The organism is Alishewanella sp. HL-SH05 (assembly GCF_052655985.1).
In genome coordinates, this window is the sequence record NZ_CP199753.1 from 2,741,415 (window position 1) to 2,765,379 (window position 23,965).

25 protein-coding genes are annotated in these 23,965 nt (G+C 47.7%); 12 read left to right on the top strand and 13 right to left on the bottom strand.

What is annotated here, in order from left to right; genetic code table 11:
- Nucleotides 1-2 precede the first annotated feature (2 nt).
- From ccmE to ccmA, 5 genes are read right to left on the bottom strand one after another with little or no spacing between them, the layout of a single operon-like run.
- A complete protein-coding gene (gene ccmE, locus ACUJFL_RS12495) occupies nt 3-500 on the bottom strand; it encodes a cytochrome c maturation protein CcmE (protein WP_226750187.1) in 498 nt (165 codons plus the stop codon).
- Complete coding sequence (ccmD, locus tag ACUJFL_RS12500) at nt 500-790, bottom strand: heme exporter protein CcmD (protein ID WP_306178198.1); 291 nt, start codon at nt 788-790, stop codon at nt 500-502. The genes ccmE and ccmD overlap by 1 nt, the downstream gene beginning before the upstream one ends.
- 13 nt (nt 791-803) lie before the next feature.
- A complete protein-coding gene (locus ACUJFL_RS12505; RefSeq protein WP_306178197.1) occupies nt 804-1,541 on the bottom strand; it encodes a heme ABC transporter permease in 738 nt (245 codons plus the stop codon).
- 1 nt (nt 1,542) lies between these two features.
- Nucleotides 1,543-2,208, bottom strand: coding sequence for a heme exporter protein CcmB (ccmB, locus tag ACUJFL_RS12510; protein ID WP_229584390.1), 666 nt, complete (start codon nt 2,206-2,208; stop codon nt 1,543-1,545).
- Nucleotides 2,202-2,861 carry a cytochrome c biogenesis heme-transporting ATPase CcmA gene (gene ccmA, locus ACUJFL_RS12515; protein ID WP_445425042.1) on the bottom strand — a complete coding sequence of 220 codons (660 nt, stop codon included), beginning with the start codon at nt 2,859-2,861 and terminating at the stop codon, nt 2,202-2,204. Before ccmA ends, ccmB begins: the two co-directional genes overlap by 7 nt.
- Nucleotides 2,862-3,051: 190 nt before the next feature.
- On the opposite strand from ccmA, the gene ACUJFL_RS12520 reads away from it, so the two are divergent.
- Nucleotides 3,052-5,670: a flagellar hook-length control protein FliK gene (locus ACUJFL_RS12520; RefSeq protein ID WP_445427676.1), complete on the top strand. Its 2,619-nt coding sequence runs from the start codon at nt 3,052-3,054 to the stop codon at nt 5,668-5,670.
- A 77-nt stretch (nt 5,671-5,747) separates the two neighbouring features.
- On the opposite strand, the gene ACUJFL_RS12525 is transcribed toward ACUJFL_RS12520, so the two are convergent.
- Nucleotides 5,748-7,160, bottom strand: a complete 1,413-nt coding sequence (locus ACUJFL_RS12525) for a sodium-dependent transporter (RefSeq protein WP_226750193.1) — start codon at nt 7,158-7,160, stop codon at nt 5,748-5,750.
- Nucleotides 7,161-7,337: 177 nt separating this feature from the next.
- Between ACUJFL_RS12525 and ACUJFL_RS12530 the strand changes: the two genes are divergently transcribed.
- Complete coding sequence (locus ACUJFL_RS12530; RefSeq protein WP_226750194.1) at nt 7,338-7,637, top strand: YciI family protein; 300 nt, start codon at nt 7,338-7,340, stop codon at nt 7,635-7,637.
- 33 nt (nt 7,638-7,670) lie between these two features.
- The gene (gene galE, locus ACUJFL_RS12535; protein ID WP_445427677.1) at nt 7,671-8,690 is read left to right on the top strand and encodes a UDP-glucose 4-epimerase GalE; all 1,020 of its coding nucleotides are present in this window, start codon (nt 7,671-7,673) and stop codon (nt 8,688-8,690) included.
- 200 nt (nt 8,691-8,890) lie between these two features.
- Here the strand turns inward: galE and ACUJFL_RS12540 are convergent, their stop codons facing one another.
- Both ACUJFL_RS12540 and ACUJFL_RS12545 read right to left on the bottom strand, forming a co-directional pair.
- On the bottom strand, nt 8,891-9,541 hold the full coding sequence (locus ACUJFL_RS12540) for a response regulator (RefSeq protein WP_445427678.1): 651 nt from the start codon (nt 9,539-9,541) through the stop codon (nt 8,891-8,893).
- Entirely contained in the window at nt 9,534-10,688 is a 1,155-nt protein-coding gene (locus ACUJFL_RS12545; protein WP_445427679.1) for a sensor histidine kinase, read from the bottom strand. The genes ACUJFL_RS12540 and ACUJFL_RS12545 overlap by 8 nt, the downstream gene beginning before the upstream one ends.
- A 132-nt stretch (nt 10,689-10,820) precedes the next feature.
- Between ACUJFL_RS12545 and ACUJFL_RS12550 the strand changes: the two genes are divergently transcribed.
- Together ACUJFL_RS12550 and ACUJFL_RS12555 are read left to right on the top strand one after the other, a co-directional pair.
- On the top strand, nt 10,821-11,573 hold the full coding sequence (locus ACUJFL_RS12550) for a hypothetical protein (RefSeq protein ID WP_445427680.1): 753 nt from the start codon (nt 10,821-10,823) through the stop codon (nt 11,571-11,573).
- Between the two features lie 151 nt (nt 11,574-11,724).
- The gene (locus ACUJFL_RS12555; RefSeq protein ID WP_445427681.1) at nt 11,725-12,525 is read left to right on the top strand and encodes an SDR family oxidoreductase; all 801 of its coding nucleotides are present in this window, start codon (nt 11,725-11,727) and stop codon (nt 12,523-12,525) included.
- Between the two features lie 214 nt (nt 12,526-12,739).
- Here ACUJFL_RS12555 and rluB read toward each other — a convergent pair whose 3' ends face one another.
- The 5 genes from rluB to rnm are packed head-to-tail and all read right to left on the bottom strand — an operon-like array spanning nt 12,740 to nt 16,579.
- Entirely contained in the window at nt 12,740-13,654 is a 915-nt protein-coding gene (rluB, locus tag ACUJFL_RS12560) for a 23S rRNA pseudouridine(2605) synthase RluB (protein ID WP_445425048.1), read from the bottom strand.
- Nucleotides 13,654-14,250 carry an SMC-Scp complex subunit ScpB gene (gene scpB, locus ACUJFL_RS12565; RefSeq protein ID WP_445427682.1) on the bottom strand — a complete coding sequence of 199 codons (597 nt, stop codon included), beginning with the start codon at nt 14,248-14,250 and terminating at the stop codon, nt 13,654-13,656. Before scpB ends, rluB begins: the two co-directional genes overlap by 1 nt.
- Nucleotides 14,250-15,071, bottom strand: a complete 822-nt coding sequence (locus tag ACUJFL_RS12570) for a segregation and condensation protein A (RefSeq protein ID WP_445427683.1) — start codon at nt 15,069-15,071, stop codon at nt 14,250-14,252. The genes scpB and ACUJFL_RS12570 overlap by 1 nt, the downstream gene beginning before the upstream one ends.
- A 12-nt stretch (nt 15,072-15,083) precedes the next feature.
- Nucleotides 15,084-15,704, bottom strand: a complete 621-nt coding sequence (locus tag ACUJFL_RS12575; protein WP_226750203.1) for an L-threonylcarbamoyladenylate synthase — start codon at nt 15,702-15,704, stop codon at nt 15,084-15,086.
- On the bottom strand, nt 15,701-16,579 hold the full coding sequence (rnm, locus tag ACUJFL_RS12580) for an RNase RNM (RefSeq protein ID WP_226750204.1): 879 nt from the start codon (nt 16,577-16,579) through the stop codon (nt 15,701-15,703). Before rnm ends, ACUJFL_RS12575 begins: the two co-directional genes overlap by 4 nt.
- Before the next feature lie 120 nt (nt 16,580-16,699).
- Between rnm and ACUJFL_RS12585 the strand changes: the two genes are divergently transcribed.
- The 7 genes from ACUJFL_RS12585 (at nt 16,700) to trpA (ending at nt 23,911) form a co-directional block, all read left to right on the top strand.
- Entirely contained in the window at nt 16,700-16,879 is a 180-nt protein-coding gene (locus ACUJFL_RS12585) for a DUF6435 family protein (RefSeq protein WP_226750205.1), read from the top strand.
- Nucleotides 16,880-17,252: 373 nt separating this feature from the next.
- On the top strand, nt 17,253-18,824 hold the full coding sequence (locus ACUJFL_RS12590) for an anthranilate synthase component 1 (RefSeq protein ID WP_445427684.1): 1,572 nt from the start codon (nt 17,253-17,255) through the stop codon (nt 18,822-18,824).
- 2 nt (nt 18,825-18,826) lie between these two features.
- Nucleotides 18,827-19,453 carry an aminodeoxychorismate/anthranilate synthase component II gene (locus tag ACUJFL_RS12595; protein ID WP_229584404.1) on the top strand — a complete coding sequence of 209 codons (627 nt, stop codon included), beginning with the start codon at nt 18,827-18,829 and terminating at the stop codon, nt 19,451-19,453.
- Entirely contained in the window at nt 19,453-20,493 is a 1,041-nt protein-coding gene (gene trpD, locus ACUJFL_RS12600; RefSeq protein WP_226750208.1) for an anthranilate phosphoribosyltransferase, read from the top strand. The genes ACUJFL_RS12595 and trpD overlap by 1 nt, the downstream gene beginning before the upstream one ends.
- A gap of 22 nt (nt 20,494-20,515) precedes the next feature.
- On the top strand, nt 20,516-21,919 hold the full coding sequence (gene trpCF, locus ACUJFL_RS12605; RefSeq protein WP_445429088.1) for a bifunctional indole-3-glycerol-phosphate synthase TrpC/phosphoribosylanthranilate isomerase TrpF: 1,404 nt from the start codon (nt 20,516-20,518) through the stop codon (nt 21,917-21,919).
- Complete coding sequence (trpB, locus tag ACUJFL_RS12610; RefSeq protein ID WP_445427685.1) at nt 21,912-23,111, top strand: tryptophan synthase subunit beta; 1,200 nt, start codon at nt 21,912-21,914, stop codon at nt 23,109-23,111. Before trpCF ends, trpB begins: the two co-directional genes overlap by 8 nt.
- Nucleotides 23,111-23,911: a tryptophan synthase subunit alpha gene (gene trpA, locus ACUJFL_RS12615; RefSeq protein ID WP_226750210.1), complete on the top strand. Its 801-nt coding sequence runs from the start codon at nt 23,111-23,113 to the stop codon at nt 23,909-23,911. The genes trpB and trpA overlap by 1 nt, the downstream gene beginning before the upstream one ends.
- Nucleotides 23,912-23,965 lie beyond the last annotated feature (54 nt).

Below are 23,965 nucleotides of genomic sequence, written 5' to 3' on the forward strand. Positions count from 1 at the left end.
GATTAGCCTCCGTAATTCGCGTTGCTAGCCGCGGGCTGTTGGCTGGGAGGCACATGGCGAATGCCTTTTAGCGCTTCGGCCACCTCTGGAGGCATATATTCTTCATCGTGTTTGGCTAGCACTTCGGTAGCGGCTAACACAGTGGCACTGCGCAACTCACCTTGCGCAACGATACCTTGGCCTTCACGAAATAAGTCCGGCAAAATGCCTTCAAACTCAACCGTGGCGATTTCACCTGAATCGTCGGTTAAATCAAAACGCACTTTTAAACTTTCAGCGTCACGTTGCACTGTGCCGGGCACCACCATGCCACCTAAACGCAGCCGTTGGCCAACATCGGGTTTAATTTTCCCTTCACCAAGGCCCTGAATAAGCTGACCTGGGGTATAGAACAAGTTAATGTTTTGCTGTAAGGCAAATAGCATCGCCCCCACGGCACCAGCAATCAAACTGATTACCAACAACATGGATAACAGGCGTTTCTTTCGTCTTGGTTGCATTAGCTTTGCTGCTCCTGATACTGCTTGATTCGTTGCTCTCTGGCCATTTTTGCGGCGAGGTGCTGCTTAAATTGACGTTGCTGGAAATAACTCCACCACAGCAAGCCCATCAACAACAAATACGTTAAGCCGAAAGATAACCAAACAAAAAAACTGTAACTAATGCCGTTACTGGCCATCGCTAAAAAATCACTGAAACTAGCAAAGTAGAACGGAAAAACACCAAAAAGTTGCACCGGCAATTCGCTACTCAGTTGCCAAAACGTGTTCAATAAACTGCTCAATAACATGCTATCTCCTCGCTTATGCTTTGCTAACTAACTGTTTAACCCAAGGCCGATGCTGCTCATTTTCGAGGATCGCTGTACGTAAACGCACGCAGGTTAACGCCGCTAATAACAAACTAAACGCCAATAAACTGATTAACAAAGGCCAGAGCATGCTGGGATCGATGGACGGTTTAGCAAACTTAGTGATGGTCGCACCTTGATGCAGGGTGTTCCACCACTCTACCGAGAAATGGATGATGGGTAAGTTAATCACACCAACAACCGCCAATAAACTGGCCACTTTAGCGCCGGTTTGCCGCTCAGAAAAAGCCCCATGTAACGCCATCACGCCAAAATATAAAAATAAGAGGATGAGCTCAGACGTTAAGCGTGCATCCCACACCCACCACGCACCCCACATGGGTTTACCCCAGGCCATACCGGTTAGCAAGGCAATGGCCGTATAAACCGCACCAATCGGCGCGATGGCTAATACTGCCCACTGCGCCGTTTTAATTTGCCACACCAAGGCAGTAAAGGCTGCGATGGCCATCGCCATATAAGCGCCCATCGACATAATGGCCGACGGCACATGAATATGAATAATGCGGTAACTGTCTCCTTGCTGATAATCAGTGGGGGTAAAGCCTAAGCCCCAAATATTACCCAACAACAAAGTAAACAAAGCACTACTCATTAACCACGGCGTTAACTTGCCACAAAAATGATATAGCGTTTCTGGTTTTGCTAACGGATCTAACCACTTAAACATATCAGCTCACATTTATCTTTAAAGCGCTGCACACGGCCATAGGCACCAACGCCAGCGAGAACAAAAACATTGCCAATAAAATGGCAATCTGCCCAGTAAAACCTAAACCAATGCTGGCCGCTTCAATGGCGGCACTCGCAAAAATTAATAGCGGAATATATAAAGGCAGAATAACCAATGCCAGTAAGATCCCACCTTTATCCGCAGAGACCGTAATACCCGCCCCTAACACGCTGAGTAAGCTCAGCACTGGAGTACCCAGTAATAACGTTAGCGCCATCGCTTCTAGGGCGGCCCCTTGCATATTCAGCAGCAAAGCCACTAGCGGTGATAACAGCAATAACGGCAAACCGGTACTTAACCAATTCGCGGTAATTTTCGCCAGCACAAACGGCATTAATGCCTGCTGCGCCGCCACTAATTGCTCTATCACCCCATTGCGATAGTCGTCTTTAAACAGTCGCTCGGCCGCTAATAACACGCTTAATAGCGCGGCAATCCAAACTATACCTGGTGCCATTATACGCAGCATATTCGGCTCTGGGCCAACCCCTAATGGAAACAGGGTTAGCACGATAATAAAAAACAACACAGGATTCAGCCAATCCGCTTTTTGCCGAGCCAGTAAACGTAATTCGCGCTGTAAAAAAATGCTAAATTTTACCATCGATAATGGATCTCTAACGCGCGCAAGGCATGATATTCAATACTGAGTGGTTGGTGGGTCGTTAAAATTATCGCGCCGCCGCGCTTTAAATGCGCGATAAAGTGTTGCTGTAAACTGACAATCGCGGATTGATCTAATGCCGTAAAAGGTTCGTCGAGGATCCAAATTTGCGCAGAGGTAGCCCAAAGCCGGGCTAAGGATACCCGCCGCTGTTGGCCGGCCGACAACATGCGACAAGGAATATCTTCTAAACCGGCTAAACCTAATTCTGCCAGTAACATAAATTCGTCTTGAATATGCAGATCGCTAGCCGCTTGCCAAAATTGTAAATTTTCAATCGCCGTTAATTGCTCATGAATACCGCTTTGATGGCCGATAAAACATAAGTTGGCGGCGTAATCGCTTAACGCGGCAGGTAAGGGTTGAGCTAAATACTGCAATTGGCCTTCATCGGGTTGCGCCAAGCCAGCTAGAATTCGCAGCAATGAGCTTTTACCGGCGCCATTTTTGCCTTTGATCTGCAAAAGTTCGCCCGGTTTTAAGTGTAACGACAGCTGCTCAAACAGCACGCGATCTTGCTTTACGCAGCTTAAATCAGCAGCATCGAGCAAAATGGGGGCAGTAACAGCAAAGGTGGGTTGTGCTATATTCACAGTCCTCTAACTATCGACGACCAACAAAATTGCGCGCATAGTAGCATAATGCCGCCAGAATACGAATCAGAACCGCTTCGTAAGCTTGATTCAAATCAGCTATTTGCACAACTTGTCGGCAAGTGCCGCTTACAGTTCAATAATCACTGTTAACAAAAGCGGCTTTAACCAACAGAACCTTGAGAGCGTGATGTTACCCTTTAATTTTGGCCAGCTAACCACAAACACCAGCTTAAACCCACAAACGACAGTGAACAGTGGTGTGATTAAACTTGGCAGCGCCGTGCCGTATCCGGCAATGGTGGTCTCAAGCCATACCAATAACATCCCCAATGTGACGCAGCAATTATTACTGCAAAGCCAACAAGGCTTACAACGGCTTGCTTTATCTGCCCTACCACCGTTACCGCTGAATGTGCCGCTGCAACTGAGTTTTAATGCGACAACGCCCGACAACTTGAACGTACGCGTGATGCAGTGGCAAGGTAACCCGCAAGCACAACAATTAACGGCCGCACAAACCACTTTGTTACTGCAACCTGAGCAGCTAAACCAAGTGAGTGCACAATTAGCCAGTGGCAAACCGCTTAATCATTTGGCTGGCCAAGCGGTTACCCCGCCCCTCGCCGCGCAATTAGCCACATTACAATTGGTCAAGTTACCCAGTGTCAGTGCCGCTTCATCGGCGCAAAGCGCTTTGCAAAACAGCAGTAGCACTAACCTTTCGACAAATAACAACAACCAAGCGGCTAACACACTAACAGCCAATATGCCAAGCCAGAGAGCGCCGATGGCTAACCTGCAAAACGCAGCGGTATTTCAAACGCTAAGCCCCCAGCTACAGCTCGCTTTGCAGCAACCTGCCGTGCAGATTTCGGTGTTTCAACAATTACAAACGGCAAGCCCGTTGCTGCAACTGAATAACCAAGTACTCAACCTTACCCCACCTGAGCGCCAGCAGTTAAAGCTGTTGCTACAACCTTTGGTTACTCAAGCCACCCCCAACCATGCCACTGAGCGAGCGAGTTGGGTGTTACTCATACAACCGTTAAAAGACTTAGGCCAATTTCAACTGCCAGGCAGTGCACTGAACCGGCCACTGCAACTTAGCTTGTCTGATGGTAGCCAATTAACCTTGGGCAGCACGCAAACCCATAACAAACCTGATGATGCATCACAAAAAAGTTCGGCAACACACTCGGCAGCAACGGCAACAGCTCAAACGCAATTAAGCCAGCCCAGCGCGAGGAGCTCCGCCGGCGTAATGCCCAACACCCCGTTACAAGAGGAACCGATGAAAACCGCGATTGTTGATAAGATCCTCAGCCAGTTTGGCCAAAACAGCGAAAGCACGCCGAAACTGCAAGCCGGGCAACCCTATTTTGCTAAATTACAGTTAACAGGCCAAAGCGCGCAATTTATTGTGCAAACAGCGCAAGGCTTGCTGCAATTGCCACTGACGCTGGCAGCCAAACAACTCTCTGCCATTCCAAGCGATTTGCCCTTACAGTTAAGTTTTAAAGAAACCAAACCCGGCACAATAGAAATTCATATCAAGGTATTAAGCGGCTTACCAGAGAACATTCAGCTAACAGCGAAACAAGCACAATTACTGCAAAATCCCAAACAATTAGCCGCCTTGCAACAAAGCGTGTTGCGCGGTGAAACCATCACCCAGTTAGCGGGCGAGCCGCTTGCGCAGCCGTTAAACGCCCGTTCAGCCACAAGTAACAGTATTGCCAAACATTTATCGCTGATATTATTGCCACCCGCTAATAACAATAAAACCGTTAATGCTAATTTAGCGCAGCAACAGCTCCAAGCAACGGCAGGGGCTAATACGGCTAACAACGCTGCTTCCTCTTGGCAATTAAGCGTGCAGCCGCTTGTCAGTGAACACAAAATTCAGCTCGCCAGTCAGCAGTTTGCCAAACCTCTGCCGTTGGGTGCGCAGCCTGCCCCTGCAGCCCCCACCGTAACAAAGTTACAGCCAACCGATGTCAGCAATACACACTGGCGGCAATTATTACCTTTATTACAAAGTGCGCCAGCCACCTTAAGCAGCCTGCCAGACTTACCTGCCGAGGTTCAGCAAGTGTTGAACCTACTACGCCAAGCTCAGCCGGATGGCTCTAAGGTATTAACACCGCCTCAAGTACAAGAACAACTGCAAGCAGCGTTAAACTTTCAACCTTTACAAAGTCAACCTAACATGACCACCTCGGCCGGCACCTTGGCTGTGGCCATTCAATTATTATTAGGGCACTTGTTAAAGCAACCCTCGGGATCATTGCGAGAGCCAAACGCGCAGCGTTTAGCCCAAAATATCGGGCAGCTTGAACCGGCGCAAGCATCTAACTTACTACGAGCACTCGGCAGCCACAGTAGTGCTTTGCAATTGGCACAACTACAAAACGCTGAAGTGCCAGCAAATCTGCAGCAATGGCTGATCCCGTTAGCCTTGCAGCAACAACAAGAAAGCCGAATTAGCCAAATTTTGTTAGAACAAAAAGAACGCGAGCAAAAAGACAGCGAACAAAAACAGCGCTTTTGGCAGTTAACCATGAAATTTGACTTAGCCGATAAGGGCCAATTATTAGCCGTGGCCAAGTTGCAAGATGACGATGTGCAATTACAGTTTTATACCGATCAACCGCAAGCATTACAGCAAGCGCAAAAGTTTTTACCGATCTTAACAGAGCGCTGCAGTGCGCAAGGATTAACCGTGAGTAAAGCGGAATGTCAGTTAGGGAAAATCCCTGATACGCTGGGCAGTAAACGCACCAGTTTAATTTCGACACAGGTTTAAGCCGCAAGTTTAAAGAAGTAACAAAGTTGCAGTATGGCCAGCGCGTTATCACACTGGCCACCAAGGTTGTCGCTTACTTAAAACAACAAGTTTTTACCAAAATAAATGGTAGAGACAGTGTTGATAAAAATAATCGCTAAAATTAATGGAATAAAAGTACCCAGTGAGAAATTCACATATTTTTGTAAAAATGAGCCTGCAAACCGTTGATTGCCATCACTAATTTCAGCATCTAAATTCTGCTTTTTCCAGCGGTAAATCACAAAAAGACACAGCAATAAGCCGTTTAATGGCAGGATGGTTTCATAAAACATATCGTAAATCAGATCAAAGAATGACTTATTGGCACCGCCGTAACTTAGCATATTGCTCAGCCAATCAACACGACCAAACGACAAAGCGGAAACGATAGCTAACGCCACCATCACACTGCCTAAAAGATACAAGGCTTTGCGACGACTGATCCCTTTGCCATCCATAACACTGGCCACTGGCACTTCAATAATCGAGACCAGTGAAGTCATTGCAGCGAAAAACACTAATAAAAAGAAAAACGCGGCAACAAAAGAAGCGCCAAAATAACCAATATCGGCCTGTAGCGCTAAAAAGATTTTCGGTAAAAACATAAAGATCATGCCGATACTGGAGGTCGACAGTTCCGAAATTTCAATTTCAGGGTTAAACGAAAACACCGCCGGCAATATTAATAAACCCGAACAACAGGCCACCATTAACGATAAACCCGCTACCGTTTTACCGGCTGAGACGATATTGTCATGTTTTTGAATGTATGAGCCGTACGTAATCAAAATACCCATGGCTAAAGACAGCGAGAAAAAGGCTTGCGCCAGTGCGCCATTGAGAACTTCGCCGGTTAACTTGGTAAAATCAGGGATCAGAAAGAATTTCACACCCAGCATAGCGTTTTCTAAAGTAAGTACGTAAATCACCAACGCAATGAGCATAACAAACAGTGTTGGCATCAGCACGGTGGTGGCTTTTTCAATGCCCTTTTTCACCCCGCCTTGCAAAATTAAGAAGGTTAATACTACAACAAAGGCGAGATAACCAAATAACTCGTTGCTGGTAATAAAATTACCAAACCCTGCAGGATCGGCTAATTGGTCTAGCTGCCCAAAAACGGCTTTACCCAAGTAGCCGGCGATCCAGACGGTAATCACCAAATAGAACACGCCAATCATAAAAGGCGTGATCACCGATAACCAGCCTACGGTGCGCCAAGCGCGGTTTTGGCCAATCTCGGTGTAAGCGCCAAGCGGGTTTTGCCGTGTATGACGGCCTAAACTCATTTCGGCCAGCATCACCGGTAAACAAATAAAGAACACGAAAAAAGCGTACATAACGAGGAAGGCGGCGCCGCCGTTTTTACTGGCCATCACTGGGAAAGCGACGAGGTTACCAATACCGACAGCTGAGCCTGCTGCAGCCAGAATAAAACCTAGGCTGGAGCTAAATTGTTCACGTTTCATTGATGCGTGACTCCTGGATAAATGTTGTAGTTATAGTTGTTGTTTTTTACAGTCAGTTGCATGCTAACAGCCTGTTGAAGCAAATCCTAGTCCGAGCAGCAAAGCGCGTACTGCTAATTGGTTTTAAAAAGCAAATCTGCTAAGGTGCAGGCAGTTAATTAACAGTCGAGTTTTATCATGTTATATATGATTTATGCAGAAGATGCGGTAAATAGTCTAGAAAAACGGTTAGCAGCCCGTCCAGACCATTTAGCACGCTTAGAACAGTTAAAATCTGAAGGACGTTTAGTAATGGCAGGCCCGCTGCCGGCTATCGATTCAGACAACCCGGGGGCTGCTGGTTTTACCGGTTCTTTAGTGATTGCTGAGTTTCCCTCTTTAACTGACGCCGAAGCTTGGGCCAAGGCAGATCCTTATTGGGCTGCGGGTGTGTATCAACAAGCCACAGTGAAACCGTATAAGAAAGTATTACCTTAATTTTCGATCAACTTCTCTCAAAGGAATGACAGCATGTCGTCATATATTCTGTTAACGGGTGGTGCTGGTTATATCGGCAGCCACACGGCATTGTGTTTACTGCGTGCGGGTTATCAGGTGATTAGCTTTGATAATTTTAGCAATAGCTCAGATGAAGCGTTAAAACGCGTTGAACAGCTTTCAGGTAAAAGCCTGATTAGTATCAATGGTGACATTCGCGATCAAGCCGCATTAACCGCCGTTTTTAGCCAATACACTATTTCTGCGGTGGTGCATTTTGCCGGTTTAAAAGCCGTAGGTGAATCCACTGAGCTGCCGCTGCATTATTACGATAACAATGTTGCCGGCACAGTAACCTTATGCCGGGTTATGCAACATTTTAATGTGAAAAAACTGGTCTTTAGCTCGTCGGCGACCGTGTATGGCGATGCCAAAGAAGTGCCGATCAAAGAAACCTCAGCGCGCTCAGCGACCAATCCGTATGGTCAAAGCAAATTGATGATCGAGTATATTTTAGAAGACTTACAACGCGCGGATGACGACTGGTCAATTGCCGTATTGCGCTATTTCAACCCTGTTGGTGCGGATAGCAGTGGGCAAATTGGCGAAGATCCTAACGGTATCCCGAATAATCTGATGCCATTTATCTCACAAGTAGCAGTGGGTAAACGCCAGCAGCTAAGTGTGTTTGGCGATGACTACCCAACCGCCGATGGCACCGGTGTGCGCGATTACATCCATGTGGTCGATTTAGCGCAGGGCCACCTAAAAGCGCTTGAGTTCTTACAAAGCTTTAAAGGTATTGAAGCCATCAACTTAGGCACGGGCGTGGGTTACAGCGTGTTAGATATGGTTAAAGCCTTTAGCGATGTGAATAAGGTGCCTGTACCCTTTCAAATTGCAGCACGTAGACCTGGTGATATTGCCGTTTGCTACGCTGAACCGAGCAAAGCTAAACGCTTACTGAACTGGCAAACTGAGAAAACATTGCAAGATATGGTGCGCGACACCTGGCATTGGCAAAGCAACAACCCCAACGGTTACAAAGCTTAACAACTCCCCCTCCTAAATCACGCTAACCTGTCTCTGGTCTAACCGCACTCTGGGACAGGTTAGACCACACTCCGGTACTGGTCTAACCGCACTCTGGGACAGGTTAGACCACACTCCGGTACTGGTCTGACCGCACTCTGAGACAGGTTAGACCACACTCTGAGACAAATTGGGCCACTTAGAGTAGCATTTAGGTGTGTTTATGGGCTGATCAAGCCGAGTTCTAAAGCCATTAATACCGCTCTGGTGCGATCGCGAACACCGAGTTTACTAAGAATGGTGGAGCACTGATTTTTTACCGTTCCCTCAGATTTACAAAGTGCATTGGCTATCTCTTTATTGCTATATCCGGCCGCCATTAACTGTAAGATTTGTAGCTCTTTTTCACTTAATGGCTCTAAAGGTAGGGGTTTAGTAAAAGCAGTGGGCGTAGGTTTACGTACTTGGCTAAGTAGCCGCTCAGTGATGTTAGGCTGAAAAAAACTGCCACCGGCCGCTAAGTTTTCAATTGCACTAATTAAAGTGTCTAATGACACATCTTTTAGTAAAAACCCTCGTGCGCCGGCTTGAATACTTTGTAGCACCAAATCATGCTCATCAAAAGTGGTTAATACCAATACAGGGATGGAAATGTCGGCTTGTTGCAAGGACTGCAAGGTTGCGATGCCATCCATCAACGGCATAGATAAATCAAGTAAGATAACCTCTGGTTTTAACGTTTGACACAGCGACACCACTGGCCGACCATCACTGGCTTCCCCCACTACGTTTACTTTACCCGAAATGGCTAACAAGCTGCGGATCCCATCACGGATCAGCTGTTGATCATCAACCAGCAACACGTTAAGCATTAATCACCTCTTGCGGTAAACGAATTTGCAACTGTAAGGCTCCATTAACTTTTTGCAGGATAAGTTGCCCATGACATTCCGCCACGCGCTCTTGCATGCCCGTTAAACCATTGCCTAACTGCCAATTATCAGCAAGCATGCCGTTATCGGTAATACACAGCAGTAATTCTGCTTTGTCACTATCATGAATAATTTCTGCGCTAAGGCTAAGCGTTGTTGCCTTGGTGTGTTTAAGGGTATTACTGACCGCCTCTTGCACCAGCATCATGACATGTTGTGCTTGAGAGATATTGGGTAGAGTCAGATCAGCTGGGATCGCCAGCTCAATGTTTAAGTGCGCGGGTAAATCGGCCAAGATCGGCTCTAATAGGTGCGCTAGGCTTAAGTCTGCATAATCACGCATTGAGCTTACGGCTTCACGCACATCTGATAACAATAGCTTTGCCAGTTGTAAGCTTTTCTCAACCTGTAAGCGTGCTTCACCATCACTGTGATGACGCGCCACTTCTAATTGTATCGTCAGTGCCGTTAAGTGATGACCTAACAAATCATGTAAGTCACGGGCAATACGGTGACGCTCGCCTTGTCTTGAGGCCGCCAGCAATAAGTGCTGGGCAGCCTGTAATTGTTGATGCTGACTGGCAATCTTAAGCTTAGCCTGTTGCTCAGCAAATATCGCGCTTTGCATCACAATCGCAAACAAATGAAAGCTGCCAAACAAACTGGCCGAGATCCACAAACTGCGTTGTTCAAGCACCGCTTGCAGACTAAACCATACCACCACCACCACAGCAGCTAATAAGATGGCTTTATACTGCGACATAATATGAGGCAGTAAAGACACCCAAATAATGGTTAAAATTGCTAAGTAGTCAAAATGCCCAGTCGGTAGCACCCACAATAAACCGAACGCACTGGCTAACTGCACGGCCAATAAATAATGCCCATAACGCTGCTTCAAGGCTAATGACGAGCTCGACTCTTGCGTTAGAAAAATAAAACAGCCGCCATAAAGCAGTAATAACAGCACTACGGGTAGCCAAGGTTGTGGGCCGGGTAAACGCTGCAAAATAAGCAGTGTAATGCCAGAAACCAACAGCCAGGTCAGAACACCGGCTAAGGTTGCAAGAGGAAAAGGTAATTTCATCAACTTATTATGTCTGTTCTAGCTTTAACTGCAATAGGCCAGAAGTCATATTTTAAAGTGCTGACTTCTGGCACCTGTATTGATTGCTTATCCGCTCTACACTGCGTAAACATTATTACAGGGAGCATCACAATGTCATTTATTCATACTATTTTGCTGTACAGTCATATTTTCTTAGGCGCACTTTGTTTAGTACTGTTTTGGGTCCCTGTGATCTGTGGCAAAGGCACTAAACTGCACAAGTTATCTGGGCGTTATTACTACTTTATGATGGTGTTTATTGCCGGTTCTGGCATTGTCATGAGCCTCATGGTGTTATTCGACCCGGCGCAGGTGTACCTTAAAGGGGCAATATTACCGGCAGAAAAACTGGCAAAATTTGTCAGTGAAAGGCGGCATTTTTCAGCTTTTTTACTGTTGCTAAGTGTTTTAACGTGGGTAACGGTTCGTCATGCTTATGTGGTATTAAAAGTTCAAGCCGACCGGCAACCTTTACGCACATGGCACTACCTATTACCGGTAGTCAGTTTAATGCTTGGCAGCCTTTTTATGCTCGGATATGGTTTTAATACTGGCACTTGGCTATTTATGATTTTTGCGATGGTCGGAGTTTTTACGAGTACTGGGATCGTTCGCTATGCCTTTCGCGCTGAGCTTGCAAACCGGCAATGGATTATCGAACATTTCAGCTCAATGATCGGTTCAGGTATTGCTTTGTATACCGCTTTTTTCGCTGCCGGTGGTCGTAAGCTACTCTCGGAGCTACTCAGCCGTGAATGGCAACTGGCAACTTGGCTTATCGCTCCAATAGTGGGCACTTTAGCCATTTCATTATTGACCAAGCACTTCAGCCGCAAGTTTCGCGTTAGCCCTTCAACAAAATAACTTATTCGCAGGTCATACCGGTCTCTTAGTGCGGTTGAACCTGTCTCGGAGTGCGGTCAGACCAGTTGTGGTTATTAGTAAAAGCTTATTTTGACAGTCACTAGCGCTTTGCCCTAACATCAGGTACATGTAAGCGACAATGGCGAAATAGATGAGCGTATCACTGCAAGATAAAGTTGTGTGGATCACCGGGGCTTCTGGTGGTATTGGTGAGGCCTTGGCGCACGAGCTAGCAAAAGCCGGAGCTAAGGTGGTGCTTAGTGCGCGGCGTGAAGCTGAATTACAACGGGTGCAGCAAAGCTTGCTTGCACCCGAGCGACACCTGTGTGTGCCATTGGATGTTTGCGATGAAGCACAGCAGCAACGAGCACTCGACGCTATTGTCGCACATTATGGCCAGGTAGATTGGTTGATCAATAATGCAGGGATCAGCCAACGAGCGTTGGTGATGGATACCAGCGCAGCAACCGATCGCAAAATTATGGAAATCGATTACTTTGCGCAAGTGGCACTGAGCCGGCGTGTTTTAGCCGTCATGTTAAAGCAAGGTCATGGCCAACTGGTGTTTATCTCTAGCGTGGCGGGTTTAGTCGGTACGCAGTTTCGTGGCAGCTATTCAGCGGCGAAAGCAGCACTGCATTTATGGGCGAACAGTGCCCGCGCTGAGCTTTATGAACAAGGGATCCGTGTTGCGGTGGTGTTTCCGGGCTTTGTAAAAACCGCAGTTTCGATGAATGCGTTAACAGGCAATGGCGAAGCCTTAGGTAAGATGGATGATGCGCAAGCACAAGGCATGTCGGCGGAAGAATTTGCCAAAATTACCGTAAAGGGGCTTTGTCGCGGTAAAAGTTACTTGGTGGTTGGCGGTTTTAAAGAGAAATTTGCCAGCATGCTGGGGCGTTTTGCTCCAGAGCTGCTGTATAAACTGATCCGAAAAAGTAAGGTGCGTTAATCCAGTATTGGCAGTTAAGGTGCAATGCTATAACTGACTGCTTATGACACGGCGTTTATCTGCTGAGCTAAGCGAAAAACCGCAGGCCCGTCGTCGTCAATCTCATCAGCATAAAAGCGGCGGGTTGTTCAACTGTCTTTCAAACAGCCCACATAAACTGAATAAGCACTCAACTAATGGCCTTTAACAGCCATTAAGTGAGTGTTTTAGCTGATTAAGACGGCTTTCTGCTCGATTTACGATCCGATGCTGGTCGCTTATCCGTGGCGACTTTTTTATCCGCTGATGGCTTCTTTTCTGCCGCTTGGAACTTGCGTACTGCGCGTTTCATGCTGGCCATACGACGACGACGCTCGGTACGGTCTTCAGCTTTCACCAAGGTTTGCGTTTCGGCAGGCATATGCACTAGTTTGCGTAAGTAATTTACTTCATCCAGTGGATATTCGGCATAACCGCCAGCGGGTAAATGTTTAGGTAGGAGTAAATCGCCGTAACGAACGCGGATCAAACGGCTAACCACAGCACCTTGTGATTCCCACATCCGGCGTACTTCACGATTACGGCCTTCGGTTAACACCACATGGAACCAACGGTTAATGCCCTCACCCGGTAACGCTTTGATTTTTTTGAAGTTGGCTTTGCCATCTTCTAACTCAACGCCGGTTCGTAAACGTTGGATCATCGCATCATTGATCTCGCCAAATACCCGTACGGCATATTCACGTTCAACTTCAAATTTTGGATGCATTAAGCGGTTAGCTAACTCACCGTCGGTGGTGAACAACAACAAACCCGAGGTATTAATGTCTAAGCGACCAATAGCAATCCAACGTGCGCCTTTGATATTTGGCAAACGTGAAAACACCGTAGGCCGACCTTCCGGATCGGTACGCGAACAAATCTCACCTTCTGGTTTATGATAAGCCAATACGCGGCAGATCTGCTGCTCTTCACTGGCGATTTGCACGGGGTGGCCATCAACACGAATAGCTTGGGTGGGCTCTACGCGATCACCTAAGGTGGCGGGTTTACCATCAACCGAAACACGACCACGGCTGATCCAATCTTCCATTTCGCGGCGTGAACCTACACCAGCACGGGCTAAAACTTTCTGTAACTTTTCACTCATTAGTGGAGCTCTCCTGTCATCTCGACGGTGGATAAGGATTCTGCCGTTTCATCCGTTAGCAAAGCTTGAAACTCAGCTAATGGCGGCAATTCATTTAAATGTGTTAAACCAAAATAATCTAAAAACGTAGCCGTTGTGGCATACAACGCCGGTCGACCTGGCACTTCCTTTTGCCCAACCACTTTAACCCAGGCGCGCTCGGTTAAGGTGCGAATAATTTGTGTACTGACCGACACGCCGCGGATCTCTTCAATTTCACCCCGGGTGATCGGTTGACGATAAGCAATCAAGGCCAAGGTTTCCAATACCGCACGCGAATATCGTGGTGAACGCTCAGGCCATAATTGGGCTAGCGCATCACTTAATTCTGGGCGAGTATGAAAACGAAAACCACTTGCTGTTTCGACTAACTGAATGCCACGCGCACTGTAATCTTGTTGTAACTGCGTTAGGCTTTGTGAGAGTTTTCGGCTACTTACGGCAAAATCGACCAAGACTGTCGCTTGCAGTTCTGCCCGACTTAACGGCTTATCTGCCGCAAAAATAGCGGCTTCGAGTAACTGCAGTAATTGAACGTCATTTAGTTTGTGCGCCATTATGCCTCATTAATCGTCAGTTTGACATGAATTTGTGCAAGCGGCGCCACCTGCGTCAATTCGATTAACTTCTCTTTGGTCAGCTCTAAAATCGCTAAAAAGCTCACCACAACGCCTTCGCGGCCTTCTTGCAGTTCAAAGCAATCGCTAAAGGCCACAAAACCCTGCCGCTGCTTTAATAACGCTAAAATACGGCTCATCCGCTCGCGCGTCGATAAGTGTTCGCGTTTGATATGATGATGCTGCAGTGCTTGCGACCGTTTTACCACGTCTTTTAACGCCGCCAGTAACTCAGTAAAGTCGACTTCAGGTAAAATCAGGAGTGGGCTAAAGTTATCAGCTAAACTGGCTTTCGCCGTGAAAAAATCTCGCTCAGCACGGGGTAAGGCATCTAAATCACTGGCCGCTTGTTTAAAAATTTCATATTCCTGCAAACGACGCACTAATTCGGCACGCGGATCTTGTTCGTCTTCCTCCGCGGCCTGACTGCGCGGCAGCAATAAGCGCGATTTAATCTCTGCCAGCATGGCGGCCATGACTAAGTAATCGGCAGCCAATTCGAAGTTTAACTCCTGCATCAGGTTGATATATTCCATATATTGCAGGGTAATTTCATTCACAGGCAACGCCACTAAATCAAATTTGTGCCGTCTGATCAGGTACAGTAAAAAATCTAAAGGCCCCTCAAACGCATCAAGTAACACTTCTAGCGCATCAGGGGGAATATAGAGGTCTTCTGGCCGCTCTAACACCGCTTCGCCGCGCACATAAGCCAACGGCAAAACCTGCTGAATGGTGAGGCTGTTAAAGGGCTCGCTCATGTTTTCAGTCAATTACTGAAAGGGTCGCACATCACCACGGCCTTCACGGATGATAACCGGGCTCTCTTCAGATAAATCAATTACGGTAGTCGGATCTTCGCCAATCACGCCACCATGTAAAATCAAATCGACTTGGCGCTCTAATTGTTGGCGCATATCATCAGGATCGGCTTCGGCAAATTCATTACCCGGTAAAATCAAGCTGGTTGACAGCATCGGCTCACCAAGCTCTTCCAGTAACGCCAAAGCAATTTTATGCTCTGGAATACGCAAACCGATGGTCTTTTTCTTTTCATTTAACAAACGACGTGGCACTTCTTTAGTACCGCGTAAGATAAAGGTATAGGCCCCCGGTGTGTTATTTTTGATCAAGCGAAAGGCGCTGTTTTCAACCTTGGCATAAACCGACAACTCAGATAAATCACGGCACATCATGGTAAAGTTGTGATCACCACTGACTTGACGAATTTGTAAAATACGATCCATCGCGGCTTTATCGCCCATATGACAACCCAGAGCGTAACCACTGTCGGTGGGATACACAACAATGCCGCCTTTTTGAATCAATTGCACCGCTTGTTTAATTAAACGTTGCTGTGGATTATCGGGGTGAATGTGAAAAAACTGACTCATAGTGCGTGCCCTTGCAAATTAGCGGTGTCGGTTGCTGTGGGCTGAAGTGCCCAATCCGCCCAAATTGGCGTAACATCATCCGGTAAATATAGATGCTTTCCTAGCTCATTCCAAGCCGTAGGCTGATGAAAATCTGAACCGACAGAAGCAGTTAAATTGTGAAGTTGACCCAATGCCCACAGCTCACGCCGCTGCACTAAGGTTTGTTGTGGCGAGATAATCTCTAAAGCATCACCACCGGCTAGCGCAAAGTCTTGCACCAGGCGTTTTAAATATTTGCCGTTTAATTTGTATTTTAACGGATGCGCCAACACGGCTTGGCCGCCCGCATCGTGGATCCACTGGATCGCTTCTGCCATCGCCACCCAATTATTTGGCACATAACCGGTTTTACCGCGCGCCAAGTATTTTTTAAATACGGTGTTCATCGAGCTAGCGTGGCCGCTATTCACTAAAAAGCGTGCAAAGTGCGTGCGCGTGATGGCCCCGCCGTTGGTTAAAGCCAACACGGCAGGCAGCGCATCAGCAATGTTGGCTTTCGCTAAACGCCGAGCAATTTCTTCTGCGCGCTCAAACCGGCGCTGCTGCTGTAACGCCAAGCGGGCTTGAAATTGCGGGCAATCGGCGTTGATATTTAAGCCCACCACATGAATTTCAAATTCTTGCCAAGCAGTAGAGATTTCGACGCCGGCAATAAGCTTAAGCGGCGCTTGCTCGGCTTTTAGCCATTGCTGCGCTTCTGTTAAGCCACTAATGGTATCGTGATCAGTAATGGCCAGCACATCTAGCTTTACGCTAAGTGCCCGGCTCAGCAGTTCACTGACACTGAGCAGACCATCGGAATGAGTTGTGTGACTGTGTAAGTCAATTTTCATGCAGTTTCCTTTTTAACAACCGCTATTGTCGCATAATCGCTTAGAAAGCCCAACAAACAAAGAACCAAGCCAAGCTTGCTTGCGTACAAAGGCGCACAGCAAACAACTGATGAGTGCATTATGTTTAAATGGTTAAAGCCCGATCCTGAAAAGAAATTACGCAAACGTTACGATGCCAAACTCGAGCAAGCTATGCATGCACAGCGTAATGGTGACATGCGATTATTTGCCGACCTCACCGAAGAAAGTGAAGCTTTATGGCAACAACTGACGGAATTAAAAGCCCAAGCCAACAAATAAGCGCTCAGCGTTTTTTCATTAGAGGCTCTAGGCTGATGATAAACCCAAGCTAATTAATATTTTTTGCTCGCTGAACAGCGGATAAGTGACCTGTAACACAGCCGTTCAGCCTTCTTTACGGTTTAATCGCCTTAAATAACAATTTGCTCTTGACGCGCCGCGCATTTCGCGGTTTGATGTAGCCTGATTTTTTAGAGGTGGTTAAATCCAATGCAATTCACGACTTTCGCTAACCTGAACATCTGGTGGTGGCACATTCCCAACGGGCATGTGTAGGCGTTGTATTCGCTTTAATAACCTAAGCCCGTTTCAAAAAGAAACGGGCTTTTTTTTACCCTGAATTTATAGCTGGTTTGTGTAAAGGATAATACCGATGATTTTTAGTCATATCACCGATACCCCAGGCGAAGTCGCCAGTATCGCACTGCCTGTGCCTTATCAGGCTGATGCTTTAGCCGCTTATGCGTCACTGTGCTCGGCCGACCGTTGCTCATTACTGCTAGAGTCGGCTGAAATTGACAGCAAAAATAGCGTTAACAGCTTAATGTTAATTGATGCGGCGCTCCGTTTAGAATGTAAAGGGCAACAGGTCACCATCGATGCATTAAGCAATAATGGCTTAGGCTTATTACCCTATTTAGCCGAGCAGCTTGCCAATTTAGCGCAGGTGACATTAAGCGGTGAACAACTTATAGCAGAATTTAAACGCCCCGATCCGCTGTTAGATGAAATCAGTCGTTTAACTGAAGCTAACCCTTTTAGTGCGCTGCGTTTAGTGCAACAAAGCTTACGCGGTCAAAGTGATGAGCCTTTTGCCATCTTTTTAGGCGGCGTGATTGGTTATGACATGGTGGCAAACATTGAGCAATTGCCCGAAGTGCCGGTCAAGTCTAATCAATGCCCTGATTATGTGTTTTATTTGGCAGAAACCGCCCTAGCGATTGATCATCAGCGCCAGCAAAGCCGCTTAGTCGGCAACGTATTTTGTGGCGCCGATGCCCCTGCCAACTGTTTTGCCATTGGTAAACGCCTAGAGCAATTAAAACAGCAACTGGCGCAAACCCCTCCGTTAGCACCAGGTAAACCGGCCACAGATAGCAGCGTATCGGTTGATATTAGCGATGACGATTTTGCCAGCCAAGTGGAAAACTTAAAAGAGCATATTGTTGCCGGTGATGTCTTTCAAATTGTGCCTTCGCGATGTTTTTCACTGCCGTGCCCCAACCCGTTAGCGGCCTATGCCAAATTAAAGCAGCTTAACCCCAGCCCTTATATGTTCTTTTTACAAGATCCGGCATTTTGCTTATTTGGTGCCTCGCCAGAATCGGCTTTAAAATTTGCTGCCGACAACCGGCAAGTTGAGATCTACCCTATTGCGGGTACGCGTCGCCGTGGCTTTGCCGCCGATGGCAGCATTGATCGTGATTTAGACAGCCGTATTGAGTTAGAACTGCGCCAAGATGAAAAAGAAAAAGCCGAACATTTAATGCTGGTCGACTTAGCCCGTAATGATGTGGCGCGTATCGCGGTACCCGGCAGTCGCTATGTTAAAGAGCTATTAAAAGTGGATCGGTACTCTTATGTCATGCACTTGGTCTCACGTGTGGTCGGTACCTTAAAACCAGAATTAGATGCCCTGCACGCGTATCAAGCCTGCATGAATATGGGCACCTTAGTAGGCGCACCCAAAGTGAAAGCCGCTGAATTAATTCGCCAAGTTGAAGGCCAAAAGCGCGGCTCTTATGGCGGTGCCGTGGGGTATTTAGCCGGTAATGGTGATTTTGATAGCTGTATTGTCATACGCTCAGCCTATGTTGCTCAGGGCATGGCACATATTCAAGCCGGAGCCGGCGTGGTATTTGATTCTGTTGCCGTGCTAGAAGCGGAAGAAACCCGCAATAAAGCACAAGCCGTGATTAAAGCTATTCAACAGGCGGGGTACTAAGCATGAGTACGCCAGCCATGACGACCTTAGGAAGCCGCATGCCAACGATTTATTTATTAGATAATATCGACTCTTTTACTTATAACCTTGTCGATGAATTTGCACAGTTGGGCTGCCAGTTAAAACTGTATCGCAACACCGTACCGGCTGAATTTATTTTCAACAAAATGCAGCAAGAAACAGGCCCGGTATTATTAGTGCTTTCGCCAGGCCCCGGGGCACCGGGTGATGCGGGCTCCATGCCCGCCTTATTACGCCTTGCTGCGGGTGTCTATCCGGTGCTGGGTATTTGTTTGGGCCATCAAGCTATCGTAGAACATTACGGCGGACTGGTCGGACGCGCCGGTGAGACCGTACATGGCAAGACTTCAGCAATAACGCTGCACGAACACCCGGTGTTTCATGGCTTGCCACGGCCTTTTCCTGTGGCGCGCTATCATTCATTAATGGCCACCGAACTGCCGAATAGTCTGGACGTATTAGCCACTGAGCGGCATATCCCGATGGCCGTGATAAACGAAAGCCAACGGATGCTGGGTTTTCAGTTTCACCCAGAGTCCATTCTCACCACGCTGGGTAAGCCGTTGTTGCAACAAAGTATTGCCTATTTACTAAGGAGTAAAGACTGATGTCGCAGCCTCAACATGATCAGACGCAGCACATTCTGCCTCTGGTGCAGCAAACCTTAAATGGCAAAAGCCTGAGCCGTGCACAAGCCGAACAATTTTTTACGGCGGTAGTACAAGGCCAGGTTGAACCCGTGTTGCTAACGGCCTTGCTGGTCGCCTTAAAAGTGCGCGGCGAAACTGCCGATGAAATTACCGGGGCAGCACAAGCCTTATTAGCCGCCGCTACCCCCTTTCCAACAACGGTCAGTGGCACTATTGATTGTTGTGGTACGGGCGGTGATGGTAGCAACACCATTAATATTTCTAGCACTGCAGCCATCGTTGCGGCCAGCATGGGCTTGCCAGTAACCAAACACGGTAATCGTAGTGTGTCATCCCGCTCAGGCTCAGCCGATTTATTGGAATACCTTGGCATTAATATTCAAGTTAGCCCAGAGCAAGCCGCGGCCACCTTAAAAGGCAGCAATTGTAGCTTTTTGTTTGCACCGCTTTATCACAGTGGTATCAAGCATGCGATGCCGGTGCGCACCGCCTTGAAAAGCCGTACCCTGTTTAACTTACTAGGGCCGCTAATTAACCCAGCCCGACCTGATTTTCAACTGTTAGGGGTGTATGATGCTGGCCTGTGCAAACTGATGGCGCAGGCATTACAACAATTGGGCACGAAAGCCGCTTGGGTTGTACACGGCAGTGGTTGTGATGAAATTGCTTTACATGGCAATACCTATGTTTGCCAATTAAAAGATGGCGAGCTTAGCGAATTTACCCTAACTCCTGCCGATTTTGGGGTAGAGCCGCAAGCATTAAGCAGCCTAGAAGGCGGTGAGCCAGCCGATAACGCGGCAGCAACCTTAGCCATTTTAGCTGGCACCGCGCCAGAAGCACATTTAACGGCGGTGGCAGTTAATGTGGCGGCGATGCTAAAAATTGCAGGCTTAGGTACTGATTTAAAAGTGAATACCCGCGCAGTATTAGAGCATCTGCACAGCGCCAAAGCGCTGCAAACGTTGCACAGCATGAAGGAGTTAAGTCGTGGTTGAAACAACGACACCCCAGGTGGTAATTGAAGGGGTTTTGGCAAAAATTGTCGATAAAAAACGACTCGAAGTCGCTGAAATGATGACTGAGCGCCCGCTTGAGCAGTTTATCGATCAGGTGAGCGCCACTGAGCGTCATTTTTTAGCAGTGTTACAACAACCGGGTGCCCGTTTTATTTTAGAGTGTAAAAAGGCTTCACCTTCCAAAGGCTTGATCCGTGAACATTTTGATTTAAATGAAATTAGCAGCGTTTATAACTGCTATGCTGATGGCATTTCCGTTCTGACCGACAGCAGTTTCTTTCAGGGTAGCTATCAGTATTTAAAGCAAATGCGTACGCTTACCGACAAACCCTTGCTGCACAAAGATTTTATTATTTCGAGCTATCAGATTTACGCAGGGCGTGAAGCCGGTGCCGACGCAGTCCTGCTGATGTTATCGATTTTAGATGATACGCAGTATCGCGAGTTGGCAACGGTGGCCAAACAACTGCGTATGACAATCTTAACTGAAGTGAGTAATGAGCAAGAAACCTTACGTGCCGTCACCCTAGGGGCGGAGTTAATTGGCATTAACAATCGTAATTTGCGCGATTTGAGTACTGATCTGCAAACCAGCGTACGCTTGCGGCAGCTGATCCCGGCGGATCGCACCGTGGTATCCGAATCAGGCATTTATCAAAATCAGCAAGTGCGGCAATTATTACCCGTAGCCGATGCCTTTTTAGTGGGCAGTTCGCTTATGGCGCAAGCCGATCTAGCCGGCGCCTGTCATCGCTTGATTATTGGCGAGCATAAAGTATGTGGTTTAACCCGTGCTGAAGATGTGCAAGCGGTCTATCAAGCCGGTGGCTATTATGGTGGCCTGATATTCGCAGCGGTCTCACCTCGCGCGGTAAGCGCCGAGCAAGCCGCCGAGCTAGTCAAAGCAGCCCCGCTACGCTTTGTCGGCGTATTTGTAAACGCCGAAAAAGAGCAAGTGGCCCGTTTAGCAAGCCAATTAGCCTTAGCCGCCGTACAGTTACATGGCGATGAAGACGATGCTTATTTACAGGCATTAAAACCCTTATTGCCAACCGGCTGTGAAATATGGAAAGCCTATCGAGTACAAGCCGAATTACCGGCGTTTACCGCCTTAGCTGATCGCATCTTATTAGATAGCTTTCATCCACAACAGCACGGTGGCTCGGGTGTCAGTTTCGACTGGCGTTTACTGCAACAACTGCAAAGCCAACAGCCGATTATGCTAGCCGGTGGCTTGAACCCCGATAATCTCAGTGCCGCCTTAGCACTGCCGGTTGCCGGTTTAGATATGAATTCCGGCCTCGAAACGGCTGCCGGTTTGAAAGACACGACGAAAATCGCCAGTGCCTTTCAGCGGATCCGTGAATTTGATTTTTTGACTAAGAAGAGTGTCCCACATGAGTGAGCTAAAACTTAATCCTTACTTCGGCCAATATGGCGGTATGTTTGTGCCGCAATTGTTGGTGCCCGCCTTAAAGCAATTAGAAGCGGCCTTTGTTGACGCTCAACAAGATCCGGCGTTTCATGCCGAGTTTCAACAATTGCTGACGGAATATGCCGGTCGGCCGACACCATTAACGCTAACCCGCAATTTATCACCCAACCCGCTGGTGAAAATTTATCTGAAGCGTGAAGACTTACTGCACGGTGGCGCCCATAAAACCAACCAGGTTTTAGGCCAAGCGTTACTGACGAAACGCATGGGTAAAAAAGAAGTGATCGCTGAAACCGGCGCAGGCCAACATGGTGTGGCAACCGCTTTAGCCTGTGCGCTACTGGGTTTAAAATGCCGCATTTATATGGGCGCTAAAGATATTGAGCGCCAGCAACCGAACGTATTTCGGATGCAGCTAATGGGAGCTACCGTGATCCCGGTTACCGCCGGTTCAGGCACCTTGAAAGATGCCGTGAACGAAGCGATGCGCGACTGGTCTGCCACATACGAAACCACTCACTACATGCTAGGCACCGCAGCGGGCCCTCACCCCTTCCCTACTATTGTGCGTGATTTCCAACGGATGATCGGCGAAGAAGCCAAAGCACAGATCCTCAAAGCTGAAGGTCAATTACCCGATGCAGTGATCGCTTGTGTCGGTGGCGGCTCAAACGCTATCGGTATTTTTGCCGACTTTATTGAAGAGTCTGGCGTGCGTTTAATCGGTGTAGAACCCGGTGGTAAAGGGATTAATACCCATCAACATGGTGCGGCATTAAGTACCGGTAGTTACGGTATTTTGCACGGTGCTTACACCGCGATTATGCAAACCACCGATGGCCAAATTGAAGAATCTTATTCTATTTCAGCCGGTTTGGATTATCCCGCTGTTGGGCCACAACACACCCATTTACAACAAATTGGTCGTGCTGAATACGTGGCCATTAACGATGACGAAGCCTTAGCGGCTTTTCAGTTACTCGCCATGAAAGAAGGGATTATTCCGGCATTAGAAAGCTCTCATGCCGTAGCGCACGCCATTAAAATGGCCGAAGCAGCAACCGAGCCTATGGTGCTATTAATAAATTTATCGGGTCGCGGCGATAAAGACTTATCGCATGTGCACGGCGTATTAGCCGCACAACAGCAAGGAGCAGAGTAATGCAACGTTATCAACAGATGTTTCAGCGGCTGAGTGACGAAAAACGTGGCGCTTTTGTGCCGTTCGTTACCGTAGGCGATCCACAGCCCGAGCTGTCGTTTCAAATTATTAAAGCTTTAATTGATGGCGGTGCTGATGCCTTAGAGTTAGGTATTCCGTTCTCAGATCCGATTGCCGATGGCCCTACCATTCAAAATGCCAATATCCGCGCACTGGCTGCGGGGGTCACCCCCGCCATGTGTTTCGATATTATTAAGCGTATTCGTGCCTATGATGCAAACATTCCAATTGGTTTACTGCTGTATTCCAACTTGGTTATGGCAAAAGGCCTCGACACGTTTTATGCAACGGCTGCCGCCGCAGGCGTTGACTCCGTGCTGATTGCGGATGTGCCACTGAGCGAAAGTAAAATGTTCCGTCAAGCGGCCATGGCACACAATATTGCACCGATTTATATTGTGCCGCCAAATGTTGATGATGATGACTTACGTGCGATTGCCTCTTATGGCCGTGGCTACACCTATTTGTTAAGTCGTGCTGGGGTAACCGGTGCCGAAACCAAAGCCGCGATGCCAACCGCAGCGTTGATTGAACGTATTCGTGCTTATAATCCGGCGCCACCACTACTTGGCTTTGGTATTTCGTCACCAGAGCAAGTGCGGGCAGCCATTGATAATGGCGCAGCCGGTGCAATCAGCGGCTCGGCAATTGTTAACATTATTGAACAAAACCAAGCCGATCCGGCTTTAATGCTCAGTAAGTTGCAGCAATTTGTGAGCGAGATGAAAGCCGCCAGCTAAGCATTACAGACGATCCGTTGGCTAAGGCTGCGGATCGTCTTGCTGTTAAGGCTT

Excerpts from the sequence above, each read along its gene's own strand:
- ccmE (WP_226750187.1), bottom strand. The coding sequence starts at position 500 with ATGCAACCAAGACGAAAGAAACGCCTGTTATCCATGTTGTTGGTAATC.
- ACUJFL_RS12520 (WP_445427676.1), top strand. The coding sequence starts at position 3,052 with ATGTTACCCTTTAATTTTGGCCAGCTAACCACAAACACCAGCTTAAAC.
- ACUJFL_RS12505 (WP_306178197.1), bottom strand. The coding sequence starts at position 1,541 with ATGTTTAAGTGGTTAGATCCGTTAGCAAAACCAGAAACGCTATATCAT.
- ACUJFL_RS12530 (WP_226750194.1), top strand. The coding sequence starts at position 7,338 with ATGTTATATATGATTTATGCAGAAGATGCGGTAAATAGTCTAGAAAAA.
- trpB (WP_445427685.1), top strand. The coding sequence starts at position 21,912 with ATGAGTGAGCTAAAACTTAATCCTTACTTCGGCCAATATGGCGGTATG.
- ccmB (WP_229584390.1), bottom strand. The coding sequence starts at position 2,208 with ATGGTAAAATTTAGCATTTTTTTACAGCGCGAATTACGTTTACTGGCT.
- trpD (WP_226750208.1), top strand. The coding sequence starts at position 19,453 with ATGTCGCAGCCTCAACATGATCAGACGCAGCACATTCTGCCTCTGGTG.
- scpB (WP_445427682.1), bottom strand. The coding sequence starts at position 14,250 with ATGGCGCACAAACTAAATGACGTTCAATTACTGCAGTTACTCGAAGCC.
- rnm (WP_226750204.1), bottom strand. The coding sequence starts at position 16,579 with ATGAAAATTGACTTACACAGTCACACAACTCATTCCGATGGTCTGCTC.
- ACUJFL_RS12595 (WP_229584404.1), top strand. The coding sequence starts at position 18,827 with ATGAGTACGCCAGCCATGACGACCTTAGGAAGCCGCATGCCAACGATT.
- ccmD (WP_306178198.1), bottom strand. The coding sequence starts at position 790 with ATGTTATTGAGCAGTTTATTGAACACGTTTTGGCAACTGAGTAGCGAA.
- ACUJFL_RS12540 (WP_445427678.1), bottom strand. The coding sequence starts at position 9,541 with ATGCTTAACGTGTTGCTGGTTGATGATCAACAGCTGATCCGTGATGGG.
- ACUJFL_RS12555 (WP_445427681.1), top strand. The coding sequence starts at position 11,725 with ATGAGCGTATCACTGCAAGATAAAGTTGTGTGGATCACCGGGGCTTCT.
- ACUJFL_RS12545 (WP_445427679.1), bottom strand. The coding sequence starts at position 10,688 with ATGAAATTACCTTTTCCTCTTGCAACCTTAGCCGGTGTTCTGACCTGG.
- galE (WP_445427677.1), top strand. The coding sequence starts at position 7,671 with ATGTCGTCATATATTCTGTTAACGGGTGGTGCTGGTTATATCGGCAGC.
- ACUJFL_RS12550 (WP_445427680.1), top strand. The coding sequence starts at position 10,821 with ATGTCATTTATTCATACTATTTTGCTGTACAGTCATATTTTCTTAGGC.
- ACUJFL_RS12575 (WP_226750203.1), bottom strand. The coding sequence starts at position 15,704 with ATGAGTCAGTTTTTTCACATTCACCCCGATAATCCACAGCAACGTTTA.
- ACUJFL_RS12570 (WP_445427683.1), bottom strand. The coding sequence starts at position 15,071 with ATGAGCGAGCCCTTTAACAGCCTCACCATTCAGCAGGTTTTGCCGTTG.
- trpA (WP_226750210.1), top strand. The coding sequence starts at position 23,111 with ATGCAACGTTATCAACAGATGTTTCAGCGGCTGAGTGACGAAAAACGT.
- ACUJFL_RS12590 (WP_445427684.1), top strand. The coding sequence starts at position 17,253 with ATGATTTTTAGTCATATCACCGATACCCCAGGCGAAGTCGCCAGTATC.
- ACUJFL_RS12525 (WP_226750193.1), bottom strand. The coding sequence starts at position 7,160 with ATGAAACGTGAACAATTTAGCTCCAGCCTAGGTTTTATTCTGGCTGCA.
- rluB (WP_445425048.1), bottom strand. The coding sequence starts at position 13,654 with ATGAGTGAAAAGTTACAGAAAGTTTTAGCCCGTGCTGGTGTAGGTTCA.
- ACUJFL_RS12585 (WP_226750205.1), top strand. The coding sequence starts at position 16,700 with ATGTTTAAATGGTTAAAGCCCGATCCTGAAAAGAAATTACGCAAACGT.